This window comes from Weissella thailandensis (assembly GCF_001932615.1).
GTDB classification, from domain to species: domain Bacteria; phylum Bacillota; class Bacilli; order Lactobacillales; family Lactobacillaceae; genus Weissella; species Weissella thailandensis.
Genome location: NZ_CP014332.1, coordinates 333,127 through 351,883, shown reverse-complemented (window position 1 = coordinate 351,883; position 18,757 = coordinate 333,127). Strand labels below are relative to the sequence as shown.

At 39.4% G+C, this 18,757-nt stretch carries 17 protein-coding genes; 1 reads left to right on the top strand and 16 read right to left on the bottom strand.

Annotated elements, in window-relative coordinates:
• Positions 1-8: 8 nt before the first annotated feature.
• From FOL01_RS01780 to FOL01_RS01725, 12 genes are all read right to left on the bottom strand, one after another.
• Positions 9-1,040 (bottom strand): ABC transporter permease, encoded by a 1,032-nt coding sequence (locus FOL01_RS01780; RefSeq protein WP_075269027.1) that lies wholly within the window; start codon positions 1,038-1,040, stop codon positions 9-11.
• Positions 1,041-1,054: 14 nt separating this feature from the next.
• Positions 1,055-1,975 carry an ABC transporter permease gene (locus FOL01_RS01775; protein ID WP_075269025.1) on the bottom strand — a complete coding sequence of 307 codons (921 nt, stop codon included), beginning with the start codon at positions 1,973-1,975 and terminating at the stop codon, positions 1,055-1,057.
• Positions 1,976-2,364: 389 nt separating this feature from the next.
• The gene (locus tag FOL01_RS01770) at positions 2,365-3,981 is read right to left on the bottom strand and encodes a peptide ABC transporter substrate-binding protein (RefSeq protein WP_075269024.1); all 1,617 of its coding nucleotides are present in this window, start codon (positions 3,979-3,981) and stop codon (positions 2,365-2,367) included.
• A gap of 375 nt (positions 3,982-4,356) precedes the next feature.
• Positions 4,357-5,013, bottom strand: a complete 657-nt coding sequence (locus tag FOL01_RS01765) for an amino acid ABC transporter permease (protein ID WP_075269022.1) — start codon at positions 5,011-5,013, stop codon at positions 4,357-4,359.
• Complete coding sequence (locus FOL01_RS01760; RefSeq protein WP_075269021.1) at positions 5,010-5,663, bottom strand: amino acid ABC transporter permease; 654 nt, start codon at positions 5,661-5,663, stop codon at positions 5,010-5,012. Before FOL01_RS01760 ends, FOL01_RS01765 begins: the two co-directional genes overlap by 4 nt.
• The gene (locus tag FOL01_RS01755) at positions 5,663-6,508 is read right to left on the bottom strand and encodes a glutamate ABC transporter substrate-binding protein (protein ID WP_156834965.1); all 846 of its coding nucleotides are present in this window, start codon (positions 6,506-6,508) and stop codon (positions 5,663-5,665) included. Before FOL01_RS01755 ends, FOL01_RS01760 begins: the two co-directional genes overlap by 1 nt.
• 11 nt (positions 6,509-6,519) lie before the next feature.
• Positions 6,520-7,254, bottom strand: a complete 735-nt coding sequence (locus FOL01_RS01750; protein ID WP_075269020.1) for an amino acid ABC transporter ATP-binding protein — start codon at positions 7,252-7,254, stop codon at positions 6,520-6,522.
• Positions 7,255-7,430: 176 nt separating this feature from the next.
• The gene (locus FOL01_RS01745; protein WP_075269019.1) at positions 7,431-8,225 is read right to left on the bottom strand and encodes a DUF6681 family protein; all 795 of its coding nucleotides are present in this window, start codon (positions 8,223-8,225) and stop codon (positions 7,431-7,433) included.
• The gene (locus tag FOL01_RS01740) at positions 8,225-8,698 is read right to left on the bottom strand and encodes a hypothetical protein (protein ID WP_075269018.1); all 474 of its coding nucleotides are present in this window, start codon (positions 8,696-8,698) and stop codon (positions 8,225-8,227) included. Before FOL01_RS01740 ends, FOL01_RS01745 begins: the two co-directional genes overlap by 1 nt.
• 6 nt (positions 8,699-8,704) lie before the next feature.
• Positions 8,705-9,280, bottom strand: coding sequence for an AAA family ATPase (locus FOL01_RS01735; protein WP_075269017.1), 576 nt, complete (start codon positions 9,278-9,280; stop codon positions 8,705-8,707).
• A 351-nt stretch (positions 9,281-9,631) separates the two neighbouring features.
• Complete coding sequence (gene pepV, locus FOL01_RS01730) at positions 9,632-11,050, bottom strand: dipeptidase PepV (protein ID WP_075269016.1); 1,419 nt, start codon at positions 11,048-11,050, stop codon at positions 9,632-9,634.
• Positions 11,051-11,127: 77 nt separating this feature from the next.
• Positions 11,128-11,973 (bottom strand): NAD(P)H-hydrate dehydratase, encoded by an 846-nt coding sequence (locus FOL01_RS01725; RefSeq protein WP_075269015.1) that lies wholly within the window; start codon positions 11,971-11,973, stop codon positions 11,128-11,130.
• Positions 11,974-12,122: 149 nt separating this feature from the next.
• On the opposite strand from FOL01_RS01725, the gene FOL01_RS01720 reads away from it, so the two are divergent.
• Positions 12,123-13,178: a Gfo/Idh/MocA family oxidoreductase gene (locus FOL01_RS01720; protein WP_075269014.1), complete on the top strand. Its 1,056-nt coding sequence runs from the start codon at positions 12,123-12,125 to the stop codon at positions 13,176-13,178.
• Between the two features lie 759 nt (positions 13,179-13,937).
• On the opposite strand, the gene FOL01_RS01710 is transcribed toward FOL01_RS01720, so the two are convergent.
• The 4 genes from FOL01_RS01710 to FOL01_RS01695 form a co-directional block, all read right to left on the bottom strand.
• Positions 13,938-14,867: a Ppx/GppA phosphatase family protein gene (locus FOL01_RS01710; RefSeq protein ID WP_075269012.1), complete on the bottom strand. Its 930-nt coding sequence runs from the start codon at positions 14,865-14,867 to the stop codon at positions 13,938-13,940.
• 30 nt (positions 14,868-14,897) lie between these two features.
• The gene (trpS, locus tag FOL01_RS01705) at positions 14,898-15,917 is read right to left on the bottom strand and encodes a tryptophan--tRNA ligase (RefSeq protein WP_075269011.1); all 1,020 of its coding nucleotides are present in this window, start codon (positions 15,915-15,917) and stop codon (positions 14,898-14,900) included.
• 90 nt (positions 15,918-16,007) lie between these two features.
• Complete coding sequence (helD, locus tag FOL01_RS01700; protein ID WP_075269010.1) at positions 16,008-18,311, bottom strand: RNA polymerase recycling motor HelD; 2,304 nt, start codon at positions 18,309-18,311, stop codon at positions 16,008-16,010.
• Between the two features lie 80 nt (positions 18,312-18,391).
• Entirely contained in the window at positions 18,392-18,754 is a 363-nt protein-coding gene (locus FOL01_RS01695) for a type II toxin-antitoxin system PemK/MazF family toxin (protein WP_075269009.1), read from the bottom strand.
• Positions 18,755-18,757 lie beyond the last annotated feature (3 nt).

Genomic DNA, 18,757 nt, shown 5'->3' with positions numbered 1-18,757 from the left:
CACTTCCATTAATCCTTTGTACGTGGATCAAACGCATCACGTAATCCATCACCTAATAAGTTAAATGCAATCATAATGATACCCAAAATTACAGCTGGAATAACTAACTGATATGGATAGAATTGCATTGCTTTTTGTCCATCGTTTAACAACGTACCCAATGAGGCCATTGGCACTGGAATTCCTAGTCCAATAAATGAAAGCAATGCCTCAAAGAAGATTGCTGATGGAATCGTAAACATTAGTTGCACGATAATTGTTGAACTAAGGTTTGGTACCAAGTGTCGTAATCCAATCCGCCACGTTGAAGAACCAAGTGTTCGTGCTGCCAAAATGTAATCTTGCTCCTTGGCTGTCAAAACTTGGGCACGTACGAGTCGGGCCATCGACGTCCATGAGGTTAAGGCAATTCCTAATGAAATTGACAACATTCCTGGCTTCATAATCAAGATCAAAAGCACAAACACAACTAAGTTAGGAATCGAAGAAACAATTTCAATAATACGTTGCATGACGATATCGGTTTTACCCCCACGCCAACCGGAGATGATTCCATACGTCACACCAAACACCAAATCCATTAAGGTGGCAATTAGCGCAACTTCTAGTGAAATACGTGTACCGTACAACACACGCTTGAAAATATCACGACCAAATTGATCAGTACCGAACCAATAGTTTTTCTTGTCAGAAACACCTGCAGATTCATATTGGTCAATCTTTGTGCCGTCTAACTTACCTTCACCAGTGAAACCAGGAACTTCACCTAACACTCCCGGCAATCGAGCAGGCAAGTTTTGAATCGTAACATCTTGTCGTGCCGTTACTTTTGAGTTAGCAATTGGTGTCGAGGCAAAGGCAACGACGAAAACAAAAGCTAGTACCCAAAGTGAAATAAAGGCTCCTTTATTTTTCTTCAACCGACGCCAAGCATCTTTCAAAAAACTAACTGAAGGCTTTAAAATTTTATCACTATCAGTTTGACGATCTGCGGGAAGCAATTGAAAATCATCTGCTGTTAAGTTTACTTTTTCAGACATTAGCTACTCCTTCCTTATTCAGCCAAACGAATACGTGGATCAATGATACCGTACAAGATATCAGTTAATAGCAACACAACCATCAACATCATTGAGTAGACAATTGTCGTTCCCATGATGATTTGATAATCATTAGTCAAAATTGAATCAACGAATTGGCTACCAATTCCAGGAATCGAGAAGATGTTCTCGACAACAATTGATCCAGTTAATAGATTAACTGCCATTGGTCCAATTAATGTAACTAATGGAATCAATGAATTACGCAAAGCGTGCTTCCAAATGATTTCGTTCTTTGACAATCCCTTTGCACGTGCTAATTCAATGTAATCCGAGCCCAACACATCGACCATTTCGGTACGAATGAAACGTGCTGAGGTTGCCAAAGGACTCATTCCCAAGGCAATCGTTGGTAATACCGTTGCTGCAAAGCCTTTCCAGCCAGCAATTGGCAACCAACCTAACTTCAAACCAATCCAGTATTGCAACAAAGCCGCAAAGACGAATGAAGGGATTGAGATACCCAACACCGCTAGCACTGAAAGGAATGTATCAGTCTTCGTATTACGACGAACAGCCGCAGCGGCTCCTAATCCAGTACCTGCAATCAAACCAAAGACTAATGCTTGTAGTCCAAGTTGTGCAGATGGACCGAGACGTTGTGCTACCAAAGTTGATACTTCTTGGTTTGCAAACTGGAATGAAACACCAAAGTCAAAGTGCAACGCATCCCATAGATAAGTCACATATTGCACGATAACTGGTTTATCCAATCCATATTGCGCTTCAATCATTTTTTGCTGGCTCGCAGATAACCGTTCTGCGTTTGCCAACGGTGATCCTGGCATCAGTTTCATTAGGAAAAATGTCGCTGAAATAATCAAGACCAAAGTTAACACAATAATTGCTAACCGTTTAATAATATATTTGAACATGGCCATGCCTTCCCTATTTTAGTTCTACTCATAATATGCTAGAAAGTCATTCCGTAAACAACCATACTCTCATATCTCATAGCTATTAATTAGATGTTTTTAATTTTACCAGAGGTTTCATAAATGTTAAAGAGTTTGTTATAAAACCTCACATAAATATTTAATCTTATCACAAAATATAACGATTAACATTTCAAAAAGCTATTATGAAATGTATCCTTTCGCCCTGTATTCACTAGGCTTTAGTAAATACTTCGCATCAAAATGAAAACTTTTTTATTTAAAGCTATTTTTTCACAAATTTAGCGATAAAAAATGAGAGAGCCGGACAAATACCTTTGCCACACTCTCTCATCTTTTTAGCGTTGTTTGATTAATTAAAAATCAAATTACTTCTTGTATGCCCACTTCCAGTCGAATGGTGCACCAACAGTATTTGAAACAACACCCTTAACCTTTGTGTTCAATAGTGATGGCTTTGCTTGATAGTAAACTGGTGCAACAGCGGCATCATCTTGTAGAATCTTTTCAGCCTTAGCGTAGTCTGCGTAACGCTTTGTTTCATCGTTAACATCAGTCGTCTTGGCAGCCTTCATTGCATTATCATAATCCGTATTCTTCCAACTACCATTGTTAAATGATGAATCAGATGTATACAAATCTAAGAATGTTGATGGATCAGCATAATCAGCACCCCAGATTGTCTGAACCATATCGAACTTCTTATCATCTGATAATGAAATACGTTGCTTAAATGGCACGGTCTTGATCGTCACCTTCAAACCTGGCAACTTTTCCATTTGTGATTGGATAAATTGTGCTGAACGCTTAGCGGCATCAGTATCATCCGTCAAGTATTGCAAGGTAACCTTCTTCTTACCAGTTTCCTTTAGGCCTTGCTTCCAAAGCTTCTTAGCTTCCTTCAAGTCATAACCAACAGCTTCTTTATCACCAGCAACCTTGGCATAGTCCTTACCAGTTTCAGGATCCTTAGCTAACTTAGTTGATGTAAATGAAGTTGCGGGTGTTCCCGTACCACCAAGAATCTTTGATGCCATGGTCTTACGATCGATTGACTTTGACAAAGCCTTACGGATGTTCGTGTTTTCCAAAGGCTTCTTATTCTCATTAAACTCAAGGAATGCTGTTGAAGCTTGCGCAATAACCGTGTAATCCTTCTTGTTCTTTGAGGCCTTATATTGATCAGGAGAAAGGGTCGTATAGTCAGCTTTCTTTGACTTATACAAGTTGTAACCTGTATTTTGATCCTTGATCGTTTGAATTGAAATCTTTGGCGACTTCACAGTCTTAGCATCCCAATAATCTGAGTTCTTAACCAAAGAAAACTTATTATTTGAACCTGTCCAGCCCTTCATTGTATATGGTCCATTAGAAAGCGTGTACTTAGCAGCAGTACCATACTTCTTACCAACCTTGTCCACGAACTTCTTGTTTTGTGGTTCAAAAGTAGCCATCGTCAATACTGACTCAAGTTGTGGCATTGGACGATCAAGCGTTACTTCCAACGTATGATCATCAATTGCTTTAACTCCTAGATCTGTGACTGGCTTATCACCATCTTGCACAGCATCAGCATTTTTAATACCTGAATACAAGTAAGCGTATTGTGAAGCTGTCTTTGGATCATTGGTACGTTGCCAACCATAAACATAATCATCAGCAGTCACATCATCACCATTAGACCACTTCATATCACGCAAATGGTACGTTAAGGTTAACCCATCATCTGACTTATCAACAGATGTTGCGCCGGCCAATTTTGGCTCACCCGTCTTGTCCATACGGTACAAACCTTCACCAATTGCTTGTAGGTAGTTAAAATCAATCGCTGCCGTTGTCTTTGAAGGGTCCATTGTTCCAACATTGGCACTTTCAGTCCAATTAATCGTCTTATACTTCGCAGCACTAGCTGTAACCGGCACGACAGCCGATCCTAGAATAACTGCACCCGACAACAATGCACTAATCTTTAATGTCTTATTCATATTTTCCCCATTCCTTAACCACATTCATATTACGTGATAACTTTTTCATAATCATATAATAAACCAAATTTATAGTCAACGATTTTTTAAGTTCATTTTAATGAAGTTTTGGATTTTCATCATTTTTGTTAATATCATCGCTGGTATGACAACATAATGACATTCGGATAGCTACAATGCGCTCTCATATTCAGTTCATTTTAGCAGGTCATCGTTTTCTCATTTTTTCAATAAAAAAAGTGATTGAGACAAAATAAAGGTCTCAATCACTTTGTGCTAAAAATGTTTTAATTACAAGGCTATAAATTTTATAGCATAAACGCGTTCCAAAAGTCTGAAGCCTTTTGTCTCGCTCTCTTTGTATTAATGATAACTCTAGGCCGTCATCCGACGATCTAATAGATCACCAATCTTTGAAATAATGAAGTTCAAGATAAAGTAAATCACTGCCAATGCACAGAACATTGAAATAATTGCACTTGGTTCTTGTGCGTACACAATTTGGGCACGATAAGTAACCTCTGGCAACATGATAATAGTTGCTAGTGATGTATCCTTAATCAAAGAAACAAATTGTGACACGATTGGTGGAATCATCTTCTTATATGCTTGTGGCAAAATAATGTGCCACAAAGCTTGTTTGAAGTTTAATCCATTTGATAAGGCACCTTCTAGCTGTCCCTTAGGAACTGCCAAAATACCTGAACGAATAATCTCAGCCAACATTGCCGACTCAAAAATCGTCAAGGCGAAGATAGTTGACGTGACAACACCAAAGTGAATACCAACCTTTGGCAAAGCAAAATAGGTGAAAAAGATAATTAATAGTAATGGTAAATTACGAATTAAGTCGATAATAAATCCCACAATTTGTGAAAAATAAGGGATTTTGACATATCTAATCACACCCAACACTGATCCAATAATGAAACTCAAGACAATTGAGACTACCGCAACTTGGATAGTCACACCTAGCCCCATCATCAAGAAGCGCATATTCACCCACGAAAATGCTGAAAAGAATCCACTCATGCGCGACCTCCATTCTTTTCAAGTCTGTTTTCCAAATAACGCATATAATAACTCATTGGCATTGTTAGGATAAGATAGAATATACCAACAATGATAAATGGACCAAATGTATCAAATGTCGTTTGTGAAATCTGATTTGCTTGGTACATTAAATCCAGCCCGGCAACGAATGCAAGCACTGATGAGTTTTTAATCAAATTAATAAATTGATTACCTAGTGGTGGAATAACCAACTTAAAAGCCTGTGGTAAAACAATGTAACGCATTGCTTGCCACCAAGAAAGACCGTTTGACATCGCCCCTTCTAGTTGGCCCTTTGGCACCGCATTAATACCTGCTCGAACCGTTTCAGCAATAAAAGCTGAAGTATATAACGTTAAACCAAACGTTCCGGCCGCAAAACCACTAATTTTAATAATGTTAGCAATAACAACGTAGAAAAACATCGTAATAACCAACAATGGAATATTTCTAACAACTTCAATATAGACACGACCGATAATATTAGCTAGCTTGTTCGGAATCACTTCTAGTAGCGCGAAAGCTGTTCCTAAAATAAGCGAACCAATCAGCGCTAGAACTGATGAAGCAATTGTCCAGCCGAATCCCGTCAAAAATTCACTAGCATGTGATTGAAATAGTGAGATCATTATTTAACCAACTCCTTCCAATCCATTCCCTTAACGCTACCGAACCATTTCTGGACCATCTTAGCATAAGTACCGTCTGACTTAATATCCTTAATTGCCTTATTCACGGCTTTGACTAACTTAGGATTTTTCTTTTGCATCGCCACACCATAAGGCTCATTAGTGAAGGTACCACCACGAACTTCTAAGTTTTTAGAACCAGCAGCCACACCATATAAAATACCATTATCAGTCGTTAGCGCATCACCTTGACCTGCCTTTAAAGCAGTTAATGCCGTTGCGTAATCTTGCAACCCAACAACTTTAGCCTTTGGCGCAAAGTCTTTAATTTCATCAATTGAAGTCGAACCTTGCACAGCCAAGACACGGGCCTTAGGTGTATTCAATTCCTTCACATTATGGTACTTGCTTGAATTTTTAACCATAATTGACTGCCCAGCATCAAAATAAGGGTCTGAAAAATCAACAACTTTTTGTCGGTCTGGTGTAACAGACATCGTCGCAATAATAGCATCGATGTTACCATTTAGCAGCATAGGTACACGCGTACCAGAAGTAATCTGCGTATACTCGACCTTCGCATCAGGATTGATACGCTTCGTAACTTCCTTGGCCATATCAACATCAAATCCTTCAAGCTTACCTGACTTGATATTCATTAGCCCCATCAATTTCGTATCGCCCTTGACACCCCAGTTCATACGATCAGTTTTCATCACCCGATTATACGTCTCATTTTTAACGTTGTCTGCGTGAATGACTGTTTCTCCGGTTGCCCCAGCAAACAAGGTGACTGCAGCAGCTGCAAGAACTGTCTTCATAACAACTTGAAATCTACTTTTCATGTTGCGCCTCCTTAACGAATAATTTGCGATAGGAATTCCCGTGCACGTGGCTCCTTTGGGTTAGAGAAGAACTCTTTAGTTGGTGAATCTTCAAGGATTTTCCCTTTATCCATGAAAATAACACGGTCGGCAACTTCCTTAGCGAAGCCCATTTCGTGAGTCACAACTAAAGTCGTCATTGAAGAATCACCCACAATATCTTGAATAATTTGCAAGACACCAGTGATCATCTCAGGATCCAAAGCCGATGTTGGCTCATCAAATAGCAATGCTTTTGGTTTCATTGCTAATGACCGCGCAATCGCAATACGTTGTTGTTGTCCACCAGAAAGAGCTGATGGTGACTTTTCAGCTTGGTCAGCTAAGCCAACACGGTCAAGCAATTCCATGGCAACTTTCTTATTTTCTTCTTCATCACGATGCAACACTAATCGTGGTGCTAACATGATATTTTCTAAAACTGATTTGTTTGCATACAAATTAAAATGTTGGAAAACCATCCCCACATTCTTTCTCGTACGGTTCATATCTGTCTTAGGATTAGCTAAATCCTGCCCATTTACAATTAATTGTCCACCCTGAACTGGCTCCAAACCATTAATCGTACGAATCAATGTTGATTTTCCTGAACCTGAAGGTCCAATCAAAACAACCGTTTCCCCAGCTTCTACCTTTAAATTGATATCCGTCAACGCATGAAAATCACCATAAAACTTGTTGACATCTTTGAATTCGATCATCGACATAGTGGTTCCTCCTTATGGATAATTTACCTTAAAAAATTATCCCGTATATAAAAATAACCCGTCGCGATTTTATTCGTGACGGGTCGCTAATTTAATAATAATCTGAGTTTATCTTAATTGTCAAACATATTGTTAAGTTTGTTGACATGAAGAAATAATCAATTATGTGCGATTATCTATTTTTTTGTATATGCTAACTCAACTGCTAACTCGTAAGGTTTTTCGACAGGCATTAAATCATGACGGCCACGGGACTTCCCTGGTCCACCAGTCACGACAACTGATGCAATATATAAATTGTATGATTCTAATGCTAAGTCAACTGGTTGCAAACCAACTGTTTGAATCCGCGCCAAACGTGACGCCAACATTTCATTCATCCCACCATAAATCGACAAACCACCACGTTCTTCTTCCAATCGGAAGTAAGGTAATGGCGTACCTGGATGGTTAGCAAAAATAGTTTGTTGACCAGTAGCTAGAAAAGCTAACTGTTCTTTCTCTGATAAGCCACCATAATTTTCACTAATCAGGCCACCTTCACGTAATTGACCAACAACTTTATTTAGCTCGGCAGCCATATCATCATCTGAAACGGCAGTTGCTGGTAGAACTTGTTGTTTATCATAAAGACCATTGGCTGGCACATAAGGCATTGCCTGACTGTCCGTTGTTTTCGCTGCTTGTGGGCCACCCAAAACTTTCTCAAGTTTTGGCGAAATATCCCACTTCACTGTTTTCTGCGTGTAATAGTAAACGATATTTAAAATGACACAATAAAGAATAAACAAAAATCCTAACGCTAGTAACACACCTCGTAAGTAGGCACCGTTTTGAATATGCCGTACCGCTAGATATAAAATATAAAAATTACCAACACCGGCTAGGATCGTATACATTTGCCCCTTCCAACGAGCATTGACGTTGAAGAAACCAAGATAATGATTAAGTAAATCTAATATCGATAACATTAATTAGTTCCTCCTTGTGCCGCATTGTCATTGGTTGCATTTCCGGTCGTGTTATTATTTGTTCCAGTTGTATTATTGTCAGTGGCGTTATCAGTCGTATTATTTGTATCGGTATCATTATTGGTTGCATCATCAGTCGTCCCATCCGTTGTGGTATCCGTAGACGCCTCATCAGTTGATTGACTTGAGTTGCTTGCTGATGATTTCGATGCCGAACTAACCGATGTATCATCGGCAACTGAATCTTCATCAGTTACATCCGATTCGTTTGAAACACTAGCGGAATCATCTGAAGAGCTAACCGAAGATTCAACACTTGATGATGAAACCATACTACTAGATACTGATGATGACTTTGCGGCACCATTGGAAGAATTTGTAGAAACATTAACGACTGCATTACCAGCACTAACTGCTAAAATAATTGATACTAACGCAACTGGTGTCATAAACGGTGGTGTTCGATATGCCATAAGATGTTACTCCTCCTCCAGGTCAAAAACTAAGGCCTGCTTAACAATATTGTCAATTTTTTCTTTTGTACTTAACCAATCATCATTAACAACAACGTGGGCAATTCCTTGTAAAGGTTTGGGTAATTGCACATCACGTTTGTATTCTTCACTTGCCATCCGTCGACGAGTTTCTTCTAAATTATCGCCTCGTTTTGATAGTCTACCCAAAAGTTCATCAGTTTTTGTGACGGTCAAAAAGATAACGACCGCCGCATCTCCCAATTTTTCTGAATAGGTTTTTGCACCAGCGGTATCGAGAACAATACTAATTAATGGACTCTTTTCCCAAGCACGTTCAAGACCTTCATATGATGACCCATAACGATAATTGGCATAGGCAACACTTTCTAAATAATGATTATTCTCAAAAGACTGTTCGGTTTCAAAATAGTAGTCAATTTGGTCAATTTCACCTTCCCGGGGTGGTCTTGTTGTGTGTGTGATCACCTTGGGCATTTCATAAAATTCATTTAAATAATTGGCAACGGTCGTTTTACCAGTTCCCGTATTACCTGTCAGAACGAAAACTTTTCGATTCATAACTCTTTCTACTCTCTTTTTTTACTGTTATTAGTATACTGCCTAATCCTTAAGGTTCCCTAACATTTTAATAATAACTTGTTTTCAATATTAGGTTACTATAGTTTCGTTAATCAGTCATAGTAAAGGTCACAAAATATAGCGTTCTTTGCGTTATTTTTAACTATGGCAAAACAGAGGACAGGAATGGCGTGACGTTAGTAACACCATCCCTGTCCTGCACCACACTACCTGATTGTCATGGCAGTGTTTTTAGCATTTCTGTTACATAATTGTAACACGTTTTTATTGGAAATGAAAAAAGTTAGCGATATCTCTCCGCTAACTTTTAATAATTATTTGATTTTAAAACTATTCCACATTTGATAATTCGTACATTGCTTGACCAAAAATAGCCATGGCACGTGTCAAATCAGCAACTGGATAGAATTCATCAGCTTGATGCATTGTATCAGGCGTACCTTCAAACATAGCACCAAAGGCGACACCACGCTTTAGTAAGCGACCAAATGTACCACCACCGATAACTTGTTCATCAGCTGGCAAGCCAGTATGCTCACGATAAACTTGTAACAACGTTTGTACAAGTGGATCATTACCAGGTACATAATGTGGCACTTGTGCATGACCTTCTTGCTTAGCAACTGCATCAAATCCAACAGGTAATGACTGCGCAACATGCTTTTCAATTGCATCGGCCGTTGTATTTTGTGGGTAGCGGAAGTTCGTGTTAACAAAACCGTCTTGCCCATCAGTAAAGCGTTGGATTCCCACGTTCATCGACAAATCGTGCATTAATTCATCATGTTTCTTAGCACCAATCTTTTCCGCAACCGTGTCATCGTGTAACTTAGTACCCAAGAATGTCAAGAATCCTTGTGCATTACCACCAAAGTCTTGGTCTTGTAGGAAATTAGCCAAGTAAGTTCCGGCATTTTCACCAGTTTCAGGCATCGCACCATGAACTTGCTTACCATAGAAGGTAACGGCTACCTGGTTACCATCAACTGTTGCTTCACCCTTAACTCGAGTTTCATCATCTAAGTAAGCTTGCATAGCAGCTACTAAGGCGTCAGCATCGGCTGTTTCAACCGTTGCTTTCGCTACACCAGGTACCATGTTTGGTCGTTGACCAGCAGTAAATGAAAGCAACTTCAATGAACCACCTTGGGTACCGGCAAAACGTGTTACAACTGATACATTTCCTTTTTCACCGTTAATAATTGGGAACTCAGCATCTGGTGAGAATCCCATCGTTGGTTCACCATACTCAGCGAAGAATTCATCCATACCAGTCCAGTCAGATTCTTCATCAATTCCAACTACCAATACTAATTTACGGTTTAGCTTTAGTCCCAGTTCCTTGATCATCTTCAATGCATAATAAGCTGCAAAGGTTGGTCCTTTATCATCAGATGCACCACGGGCATATAGACGACCATCTTCAACTACTGGTGTCCAAGGGTCTTTTGTCCAACCATCACCTTCTGGCATAACATCCAAGTGACCAATAATAGCAACTGTTTCTTCAGCATCTTCAGGTCCTAACTCAGCGTAAGCAACTAAATTCTTATAGTTACCCACACGGAAACCATCACGCTTAGCAAACTCTTCAAACTTCAACAATGCTTCTTTAGGACCTGGTCCCAAAGGTGCATCTGCTGTGGCCGCTTCATCATCACGAACCGACTTGATTGCTAACATTTCTTTTAAATCTTTTAGTAAATCATCTTCATATTTCAACGCTTCAGCACGCCATTGTTTTGTCATTATTTAACTCCTCCACGATTAACATTCTTTTCAATTATACACTTCTTTATGGAAATTCGCATCGACCCATGTATGCTTTATAAATTAGATTGAATACGTGCCATATAGTTTGGTAAAGCATCTGCTATGAAAGATGGTTTCACAACGTAGCTATGTCTAGCCATTTCCTGAGCAATCATCGAATGCGCATAGACAGCTGCTTCAACTGCCTTTAAATGACTCTTTTTGAATTGGCCAACAAAGCCCCCAATCGTACCAGCCAAAACATCCCCCATACCGCCGGTTGCTTGGTAAGCACCACCAATCAACAACTGACGAAGTTCATCCTGCGCATAAATCAACGTGTGATGTTGCTTTAATACCAATACATCCAAATTCAGAATTTGACGTTGCACTTCATTTAACTGATGTTCCGTCTGATAATTTAGCTGAATACCACTCAAACGTTCCCATTCCATTTGGTGTGGTGTGGCAATCGTATATGGTTGACGTGGAAACATTAAATGATGCTCCGCCATAATCGTCAATGCTGACCCATCAACTACCAAAATTTGATTTTGCTTGACGGTTGCAAATACTTGTTTGACCAAATCAACCGCTTGTTGATCCGTACCTAAACCTGGTCCAATCACAATTACATCATTCTTTTTTATATTTTCTACCACCTGGTCACTATCTTCCCAGTCGATAAACATTGCTTCTGGTGTTCGGGCATGCAAAGCCGTTAAATTCACTTTATCAGTTGCTACTGAAGTTAACCCTGCTCCAGCTCCAACACTTGCTTGACTGGCCATTAAAATAGCGCCACCAAATTGTAAACTTCCCCCAATCAGCAGCACATGACCATAGTCCCCTTTATGACTTTGATCAGGTCGCCTTAAAATAACTTCATGTAAAATATCTGATTTTAGTTCACTAACCATGGTGATTCTCCAGTTTTTCCTAAAATATCGCTTATACCTTTGTATAAAAACTCACTTATCATTCTATTTCATATTACTATTCTAACATCTATTGCACAAATACATGAATTAAGTGAAAATAGTATCAAAACACACTTTGGAGGCTACTTATGCTTAACATCGCTTATGTTGGATTTGGAAAAAGTACCAACCGCTATCACATTCCATATGTACGTCAACGACCTGATAAATTTCATATTAGTCGCGTTGTTGCACCGCACATTGACAAACGTCCTGAAGAGCGGGCGGCTCTTGAAAAAACAGGGACAATTTTTTCAACAGATATCCAAGATATTATAACTCACAAAACAATCGATTTAGTTATCGTCGTAACGCCAGCACCAACCCACTTTACAGTTGCTCGCCAATTGTTGCTTGCTGGAAAAAACATCTTGGTCGATAAACCATTAGTGGCAACAGCCGAAGAAGCTTCAAAACTGGTTGACTTAGCCAACCAAAAAGGCCTATTTTTCATGCCGTTCCAAAATCGCCGCTTTGATAGTGACTTTTTAACATTAAAACATGTCTTAAACGCTGGCTATGTTGGTCGACCCGTTGAACTTGAACTACATATGGATCATTATCGACCAAATGATGCTAAATTGACTGGTAGTCCCATGGAAACAACCTGGTTTGACCATGGCGCTCATCTAGTTGACCAAATTGTTTCACTATTTGGTGCACCACAAACAGTTGCCTATGATTTAAGATCAACGCGCGACTTATCAGCAACATTATCCGACCAATTTGAGGTGAACTTATTTTACCAAGATGCTTTTAAGGCAACTGTACAGTCAAGCGAAACAACTGTTAATCACTATCCTAAGTGGATTCTGCATGGTACTAAAGGATCTTATATCAAGCACAATATTGACCAACAAGAATATGATTTGAAAACTGGTATTATGCCAGGTGATCCTGGCTTCGGTCAAGATGCACCGCAAGATTATGGCAAAGTTACTTACTACAATCAAAATAATGATCGTTTAGAAAAGTTCATTCCTTCTATTCAAGGTGACTATGGTTCTGTTTACGATACTATTTTTGAAACACTCGTTAACGAACAACCAAAATTAGTATCTGATGATCAATTATTAACGACCATGCGTATATTAGAGGCTGGTGTAACAGGCACTAACCCACACATTGTAAATTTTGATCATTAATCCAAGACTTTATATTTGTAACCGCTTCCAACGCGTGTTACTATAATGATGTACCAAAGGAAAGGTAGGTAGATGATTTGAAAATTGATTTCTTTTCAACCTCAAACATCGCTTTAGCTACTAAAATCCATATGGGCGTGTCACAGTAATGATGCAAGATATAACTTCGTATCACATTTTGAATGATAAACATTAAGTCATGAATTGACAGTCTTGCAGACATTAGCATCGGTTACTTCAACAATATACGATAGCTCTTATAACTAAGGGTGAAAACATGTATGTTGATTTGAAGGCTGCTCCCGACACGGTTCGCTTTTTAAACGAATAAATGTGGATGAGTAGTAGTTGCGAGCAAGATGTATTTGGTTTCGGTGGTGCTAGCGACAGTCGCTTAAATCTGCAGATTAAGCCTCTAGACATTGCCACTACAATTGAATATAGGGTAGCAAACTCAAGTGCTCCCCTTGTTATATTGTTCATAGATATAACAAAAGTAACCGCGGGTCAACGTACCGGCGGTTTTTTAATGCAGAGCGTGACACCCGGCACTTAGCATTCTGCTATAAGGCCTGTTTTGTGCCCTGACGCTGCAAGCGTCTGGGTCAAAATTGGGCTTATATAAAGAATGCTGCTGGATGGAGCGCGTTTATGAGAGTGTGACGCCCAGCGCTTAGTATTCTGCTATAAGGCCTGTTTTACACAAAAGAAGTCGAAGTTTTCCGATTTGAACCGGAAAGCTTCGACTTCTTTTATTTTTTAATTATTCATACGATACTCTTGTAAGAGCCCTTCGCGTACTCCTGAAGATGAAAAGACAACTTTATTAGAACCTGTACGTTTAATCAATTCAACCAAGGGTAACAACCCACTGATCATAATATCCGCACGATTAGCCTCTAATCCTAATAGTTCTTCTCGTTCTGATCTAGTCATCTTGATCAACTTTTCATAAATCGCCATGACTGCTGCCGTCGTCATTTCATAACCATGAAAATCAGAATCAGCGGCCAAGCCATGTTGTACCCGATCTAACCTAGCTAGTGATCGGTTAGCACCACCTAATAAAATAATTGGTAATGTAACCGTATCATCCAACCAAGGTAATTTAGCATATTGATTATTCACATACTTAGTGGCTTTAGCAAGCACTTCTGGTGAAACCACCCCGGCAACGTTCAATTTAAACTTTTCAGATAAGTTGACCGCGCCAAAAGGTAGGCTCATCATATTTGTGGCCATGCGATCTTCAATACCAACTAGTTCAACACTAGCACCACCTGTATCTAGTAACCAAGCATCTGGTATATCCAATGCTGAAGCTGCACCTAAATAATCATAATAAGCTTCTTGGTCACCCGTTAACACACGAATTTCGACACCGACTGCTCGAAAAACCTTGTCCAAGAATTCAGCTTGATTTTCTGCTTCACGAACGGCAGCTGTTGCAATGCCAACCACCGTCACATCATCAAACATCATGTAATCTTGCTGGAATTCTAATAGTGCATCAACAACACGCGTCATTGCCGCGTCCGTCAACTCACCATCATTTTCATCCATGCCTTCTGCCAAACGCGTATCTAATTTGCGTCGACGTAATTCAACAAAATTTCCATCATCTTGTAGTTCCTCAACCACCATTCTGGTTGAATTTGAACCCAAGTCAATGACTGCCAAATAACTCATTTCATGCTCCTTCAAGGTATCAATTAATCATTAACCCCAGTAATCGACTCCCATTGCATGGCGAATTTCCGCCATCGTCTGTTGGCCAATATTACGGGCTCTTTCAGATCCCGCCTTCACAATATCCAAAACAGCGTCTTTATCCGCTGCATATTGTGCACGACGTTCACGAATTGGTGTTAATTCTTTGTTTAATACTTCAAACAAATATTTTTTAATTTTCATATCGCCCAATCCGCCGGCTTCGTATTGCGCCTTTAGATCAGCAACATATGCTTTATCTTCATCAAAAATATCAAGGTAAGTGAATACCATGTTACCTTCAACATGACCTGGATCTGACAAACGTACATGGGTTGGATCAGTGTACATTGACTTTACCTTAGTCCAAAGTGTTTCTTCATCATCACTTAGGTAAATCGCATTACCCAAAGATTTTGACATTTTCGCATTACCATCTAGACCGGGAATACGTCCTTGTCCTTCTGGTGGAAAAATACCTTCAGGTTCTACCAATATATCAGTATTGTAGTAATGGTTGAACGTACGAACCAATTCACGTGTTTGCTCTAACATTGGTTTTTGGTCATCTCCAACTGGTACGACTTGACCTTTAAATAGGGCAATATCAGCTGCTTGTGACACGGGATAAATAAAGAAACCAGTTGGAATACTTTCACCAAATCCCTTTTGTTGAATTTCAGCCTTAACAGTTGGGTTACGTTGCACACGTGCCACTGATACTAGATTCAAAAAGTATTCTGTTAGTTCTGATAGTTCCGGTACGGCAGATTGCACGAAAATCGTTGTCTTCGCGGGATCGATACCAACTGCTAAATAGTCCAAAACGACTTCCAAAAGAGAGTTTTGAATTTTTTCAGGATTACGGGCATTGTCAGTAAATGCTTGTTTATCGGCTACCATAATAAAAGGGTCATATTTACCAGAGTTTTGCATTGCAACTCGGTTTTTTAATGAACCAACATAATGTCCAATATGTAGTTTACCGGTCGGGCGATCGCCAGTTAACAAAACTTTCTTTTCAGTCATATTTTTCTTCTTTCCATTGTGACATGGTCACAAAATCAAATTCGTCAAAATCAATTGTAAAAGTTTTTGAAGACGATAACAAGCGTTTCATCAGTTATTATGTAATTGTTTATTTTCAATCGTCTCATGCACGTGTGTAATCAGTCCAGATACTTGCCCAATACTAATCAAACTAAGCGCATGCATCGCACGTGATGCCAAAGTGTATAGTAAGCCAGTTGCTTTACCATCCGGGTAATTTTCTTGTGAAACGTTATAGCCAATAACGGCATCAAATTCCAATCCCTTTGCTAAATAAATGGGCATTACTAGTACATTAGCCACACGTGAACGATCCGTCGCATGTAGCAATTGTACTGTTTCAGGATAATTGCGTAAAGCATCCATTACCACAGTTGATTCATCAGCAGTTTTAGTCAAAATAGCCACCGTTTGAAACCCTTGACGTAGTCGCGCCACTTCATCTATTAACACATCATCAACCTGCGTTGCTTCCGTTTGAATCAATAATGGCTTATCCCCATGTCTTGTGAAGGTGATAATATCTTCACCATCCGGTAGCAATGCCTTAGCAAAATTCATAATCTCCTGTGTTGAACGATAAGCCTTATTCAACTTAATCAAGGTTGGCTGTTTAGCAGCGAAGGCTTGGGCGTATTTGTTTAGGAGAGCTTGTGGGGTTTCAACAGCCCGGAACAAAGCTTGCTCAGAATCGCCTAATACCGTGAATTTTGCTTTGGGAAATGCGTGTTTTAAGTACAACAGTTGTGATAAAGCATAATCTTGCATTTCATCCACAAACACGTATGACATGGCCTGATTTGTACCACCACCGGTCAAAGCATCTCGCAAAAATAGCAACGGTGCTGCATCCTCTAAGTCAATGCGATGGTACTCTAATTGCCTTGCAAATCGCTCTTGTTTAGCTTCCCACCAATCGGCATGTGCCTCATCTTGCGTACCCATATATGTCAAGAAGGCTGCATATTGCTCATAAATATCAAGATAGAAATTATTATACAAAGCATCATCAATAACCTGCCAATGTTTTATTAGATACCGCTTAGCCACCAATGAAATAACATCATCAACATTTTCGGATACCAATGTTTCTTCAATATCTTCGTCACCCAGTAAGTTTTGATATTCCTGATCTGTCAAATTATCTAATTCTTCTAATACCCAATCAGCATCTTGTAAACTATCGATACGATCCATTAATACCTGCATAAAATGTTTTTGAACTTTATCAATACGTTCACGCACTGAATAATTATCAGACAATGATGCCATATAACTAGCTAACTCTGTCGCACTAAAAAACACCTTATCCTCATAATAAATGTCAACAAAATGTAAGTCCTTCGTCGATAATTGCGCAACATATTGCTGAATAAATGTAACAATATCAGCACTTTCGAGCACTTCACGAATACGTCGACTAGCCGACCCAATCACTTGTTGCTCCTGTTCATAACGATCAAATAAAGTTTGCACCGTCAATCCCTGTAAACGCGCACTGAAAAATTCAGCTAATGTGACCTGACGCATGTTCCGCTCACCCAATGATGGTAAGACATCAGCAATATAGCTCGAAAATAACCGATTTGGCGAAAAAAGCACGATTTGATCGGAATTAAGAGCTTCACGCGCGTGGAAAAGTAAAAATGCAATTCGCTGTAAGATAGCTGATGTTTTTCCGGAACCAGCCACTCCTTGGACGACTAATAAATCACTCGTTGTATCGCGAATGATTTGATTTTGTTCCTTTTGAATCGTTGCAACGATGTTCCGCATCACTTCATCATTTTGCTGTCCCAGTGCAAATTGCAACATTTCATCACCAACAGTTTCATTCGTATCAAACATGTTCGTAATCTTGGCATCACTAATAACAAATTGTCTTTTCTTTTGTAAATCAACAGTCTGCTCACCATTAGGAGTTGGATAGCTAACTTGTCCTAAAGTCCCATTATAATAAACACCGCTAATCGATGCCCGCCAATCATAAATTAAAAACTCACCATCATCATCTTGAAGGGATGCTAACCCGATATAGAGTGTTTCTGGCCAGTTATCTTCAACAATATCTACCCGACCAAAATATGGATTTGGACGTAACATGGTTAAAGTATCCACGGATTTGGCCATAATATTTTCGGTCTCTGTGACACGAGCAACAATATTACGTTGTTGCTGAATTTCAGCATTAGTCTCCATTGAATCATCAACTTCAGCCGTGTTAATTGATGTGTTAGCAATGTAGTTACTTTCAACGGCTCGTGTTTCTGAGTGAGCCTTTGCATAGGCGTCTTTTGCTTCCAACAATTGCTGATCTATTTTTTGTACGACAGTATCTAACCTTTTTTGTTCAGTCGCCTGTTCTTGATGCATGTCTACCCCCCTTTGATACATTTTAAGCATAAAGAGGTCGGGACACTTTTTTGTCCCAACCCCATCCACAGATTATTTCATTATACTAAGCCAAGACTGATAAATAGGGCTTGATCAATTTTAACAATCAATTCTGCTGGTACAACGCCAATTTTATCTTGCAGACGGCGCTTATCAAGCGTTCGAACTTGCTCCAATAAAATAACAGAATCTTTTCCAATCCCCGTATTCGCCGATTCAGCCGGTAAACCAACATGTGTCGGCAACTTGGGTTTAGCTATTTTAGCTGTAATTGGTGCCACAATCACAGTCGGAGAATGTTGATTCCCGACATTATTTTGAACAATCACGACCGGGCGTTGACCACCTTGCTCCGATCCAACTACAGGTGATAAATCAGCAAAAAAAATATCACCACGTTTCATCTCATTTTTATTAGCCATATG